Origin of the sequence: Succinimonas sp., from assembly GCF_045225735.1 — a bacterium.
Lineage (GTDB): Bacteria > Pseudomonadota > Gammaproteobacteria > Enterobacterales > Succinivibrionaceae > Succinimonas.
This window is the reverse complement of the sequence record NZ_JBGVBR010000003.1, coordinates 1-3,783: the sequence shown is the minus strand read 5'-3', so window position 1 is coordinate 3,783 and position 3,783 is coordinate 1. Positions and strand designations below refer to the sequence as shown.

The window sequence follows — 3,783 nt, the reverse complement described above, 5'->3', positions numbered from 1 at the left end:
GATATCTGCCAGGGTGCTGAAGGGGGAGATGGTAAAGGTGGTGTAATCCGGAGTCTCCCGGTTAACGAAGATATTCCGGGACATGGTGAAGGGGGCGGCCAGGGCGGTTTCGGAGCCGTAAACATGATCCCTTGCGCTGCTTCCGGCGGCGGCGATAATCAGAAGGCGGGTGTCCCCGGTTTCATTAAGTTCCTTTTTGGCGATGTCCAGAATTACCCGGCCCCGGGAATCGGTTCTGGCCCGGGGTTCCTTTGCGGAGTCCCACTGGTAATTGCGGTTCAGGTCGGCGTAAACGTAGGCGTTTTCAATATCGCCGTCAAGAACATGAAAAGAGAGATAAACGGCCTCTTCCCGGCCATTGTCATCGTTATTGTTATTGCTGTCTCCTCCGCTGCTTCCGCCGCCCCCGCCGCAGGCTGTCAGGGCAATGGCTGAAAAAATGAAGGCGGACAATTTGCTAAAACGCGGTTTCATAACTTTTGCTTCCTCGCAGGATGATATTTTTCTGAAAACTGCTCCTGCTAACGGAGATTCATTTTCATGCCATAGTCTTTGGAGATGGTGATGCCGGTAACATCAGGGAGGGCCGCAATGATCCGGTACAGATCCTGCCACTCCGCGATGCTGCCGGGCTTTATCAGATATACGGTTTTGCTCAGCTTCCGGGCCCCGAGACTGTCCGGAGCGCAGTCGGGAGCTTTTTTGCGGCATTTGAAGGTGAGGGAGCTTTTCAGGATAAAGCCGCCGTTTTCATCCGAAACATATCCCAGAATTTCCGGATCCCGGGCAGGAACATTTGTTCCGGAATAAACGGGTTTATTGTCATAGACGCCGATCTGCTCTGCCGGGAACTCCGCGCTGCCGGAGGAGCCGTCGGCGGCGCCGATAATGAATGCGGGACAGATTTTCAGAGAACGACTTTCAATCACGATATCCTGACAGCCGGAGGCTTCCGCTGCGGCGAGCGCCGGAAAAGCCGCGCTCAGAAGAAGGATCGTCCCCAGAACGATACCGGATTTCGAAATAAACTTGCGTGCGGGCATAGCTTTACCTGTAACAAAAAACACGGGAGGTTGCGGCAGAGAGAAAAAACTGCAGCAGGGAAAACTGCGGCAAAAAAGGCCAACAAACGTCGCCTGGAAGATTATGACATAACGGCCAAAATATAATGCCGCATACCTCACTAAAAAGACAACGCATTGCCCTGACATATGACGGGGATCAATTTACGGTGATGACGGCAGGCGGCAGGATCCCTGCGTGAAGCAGCAGGGCAAGGCAGCAAGGACGGAAAGATTTCTGAAAATAGTCAGGCAGAGGGATCTGTTTGCTCCGCAAGCCTTAACCTCACATGCATCTTATGCAAGCCTGAGCGGGAGTTTTTCGGGGCGCTTTTAGTGCGGGCCTGTGATCCGGATCGTTTCCGCCGGAAGATCTGCCGCTGTTTCGCTTTGCGCGCGGCGCGGTAAGTCATCCGCAGGGAAGCGCGAGCGTGAGTTACCGGGCTTTTGTCCTGCAATGCGGAATCAAAAAAGGACAGATCACGCTGTCCTTGGCGCTTCGCCAGAGATGCAGAGATCAGCAGCCGTCGCTTACGATCCCCACCTTCGACGGATATATAGTTTTCTTGTCATTCAGCAGAACTGGCTGCTGATATACCACGAGGCATTTGTCCGTTTCAAATTTGCTCGGTTCCATGCCGCGGGGAATAAAATACTGCGCCGCTTTGGCTGCATCTCCTGACTTCTGGCCGCTGTCCCCCATTACAACGTTGTTGTTATTCGGGAATTCCTTGATTTTGGTATTATTTGCCCAGCAGTCGCACCAGTCATAAGCGCAGACCCCCTTGAAATTCCTGCAGTCGAACTGGTAACCGTTAACATTTCCGGTACGGCTTTTGGCAATCTTGTTACCGTCTATCAGACCGGGAGGAGTTCCCTCAATAAAATACCCCATGTTGTTGCGATCTATATGACCGTATTTCTTGGAGTATTTAACGCCGTTGTATTCAAAATAGCCACCGCCGGCGTACGAATCCCCGTCCAGGGAAGATCCCTGAACCAGCGCCTTTGCGGTAATCATGGTATCGGCGGACTTGAGAGCGCCCTTGAGAGCCATCAGCCTGGCCACTCTGGCATCGGTCTGCAGCGCAACGAATTTAGGAGCGGCCGAAGCAGCCATAATTCCCAAAATCGCAATAACGCAGACCAGTTCAATAAGCGTGAAGCCTCCTGAAAATTTACGGAAAGCATATCCCGGAAATGATCTTTGCATAGCCGCGCCCTCCTGCATTTCGAATCGAAAACCTGACGATATACTATTGTCACTGACATATCACTGGTTCGATAACGCCCAAAAGGCGTTCCCCTTGATTTCTCTATTTATACTTCCTTCGAAATTTCTTGTCTTTTAACAAATGTTATTTTAATTAGTTGCATTTGTAAACTCGCCGGTGGCAATTTTGAGACAAAACACAGCCAGTTTTTCCGGTGCCGGAAATAATGCTGAAACTTGCATGTAATAACCTGAAAAACCGGCGCCGGCGACGGGATTTGCGCTGATAAGCGGGGCGCGGCGGCAGAAATAGCTGCTGCGGAAAAGGCCGATAAACGTCGCCTGGAGGATTATGACACAACGGCAAAATATAATGCCATGTCTTACTGAAAATACAGCGTCTTGCCCTGACATATGACGGGGAGCAAATTGCCGAGATGACGACTGGCGGCAGGGCGCCTTCTGAAGCCTGCCGGGGGAACCGGGAAGGCAATGAGCTCAGGGGCTCCCTGGGGGATTTCGCGCTATTTCAGAGGCAGGAGACTGAGATGAGGCGCAAAGTCCGGCAGAGACAATTACCGGCTTTTCCGATCAGATCTTCACTCGGACAGCCGGCCGGTATGCCACCTTTTCGTCGCCGGCAAAGCAGCCGATATCGCTGATAAGCCCCGAATAGTAAATGGCTGCGGCATTGTACTGCATAATGCCCGGGGATCTCAGCCACCAGTAGCAGGTCTTATCCTTGTGGGTCCAGAGATTTTTGGAGAGCGTGTACGGGGTAGGCACGGCCTTGCGGCTCTCGTTGTCCGGGAGATACCTTTTAACCTCCTCAAGGCTCAGGGCAAATACCCGATCCCGGGTGTCCGCTCCCCCTTTGGTATGATAAAGGGCATTATCCGGAGTGGTAACAGCGGTTTCCAGGATGAGCTCCTGTTCGGCAGCGGAAAAAGCCTCGCTGAAAAAATCCCCGTTAAGCCATTTCCGGCAGGAGGACTCCGCCCAGGTGATATCATCGCATCCCGGATTGTATACCCCGGAGTCAATGCAAAGCTCTGTAATAAGGAGAACCGCGCTGTCATCCCGATCCAGCACTATCCAGGACAGGGGAGCCTTGTCCTCTGCGTTTTCCGTGAAATAGGAGCCGAAGGTGATTTTACTGCCGATAGCGGCGGAGGAAAGTTCCATATGATGATTCCGGAGAAGTTGCAGTTGTTACGACCGGTTCATTATAGCCCATCAGGAGACTTTTGGGAGAGGGGCCGGAGGTACCAAAACGAGTCTCCCGCTCCGGCAGCCTGTTACGAATGCCGTTTTATCCGTTCGCAAGCGGGGAGGAAGTCTTTTCCCGGAAAACGGAATGTGTTACCGGGAACCGAACTCTCAAAAAAATCTGCCGGAAGGGACAGCCGCGGTCAAAAATGCCTGCAGAAACCTGAAAAAAGAGCTGGGAACTTTTATTTTCCCGAAAACGTTTGCGGAGAGCCTGAGCTTTTTCCCCTCGTTTTTGTC

3 protein-coding genes and 1 pseudogene are annotated in these 3,783 nt (G+C 52.4%); all 4 read right to left on the bottom strand.

What is annotated here, in order from left to right; translation table 11 throughout:
• Positions 1-474 (bottom strand): annotated as a pseudogene (locus ACJROR_RS00095) (hypothetical protein); the annotation flags it as partial.
• A gap of 47 nt (positions 475-521) precedes the next feature.
• The gene (locus ACJROR_RS00090; protein WP_406545322.1) at positions 522-1,043 is read right to left on the bottom strand and encodes a hypothetical protein; all 522 of its coding nucleotides are present in this window, start codon (positions 1,041-1,043) and stop codon (positions 522-524) included.
• A gap of 535 nt (positions 1,044-1,578) precedes the next feature.
• Positions 1,579-2,274 carry a Tfp pilus assembly protein FimT/FimU gene (locus tag ACJROR_RS00085; RefSeq protein ID WP_406545321.1) on the bottom strand — a complete coding sequence of 232 codons (696 nt, stop codon included), beginning with the start codon at positions 2,272-2,274 and terminating at the stop codon, positions 1,579-1,581.
• Positions 2,275-2,865: 591 nt separating this feature from the next.
• A complete protein-coding gene (locus ACJROR_RS00080; protein WP_406545320.1) occupies positions 2,866-3,459 on the bottom strand; it encodes a DUF6273 domain-containing protein in 594 nt (197 codons plus the stop codon).
• Positions 3,460-3,783: the final 324 nt, after the last annotated feature.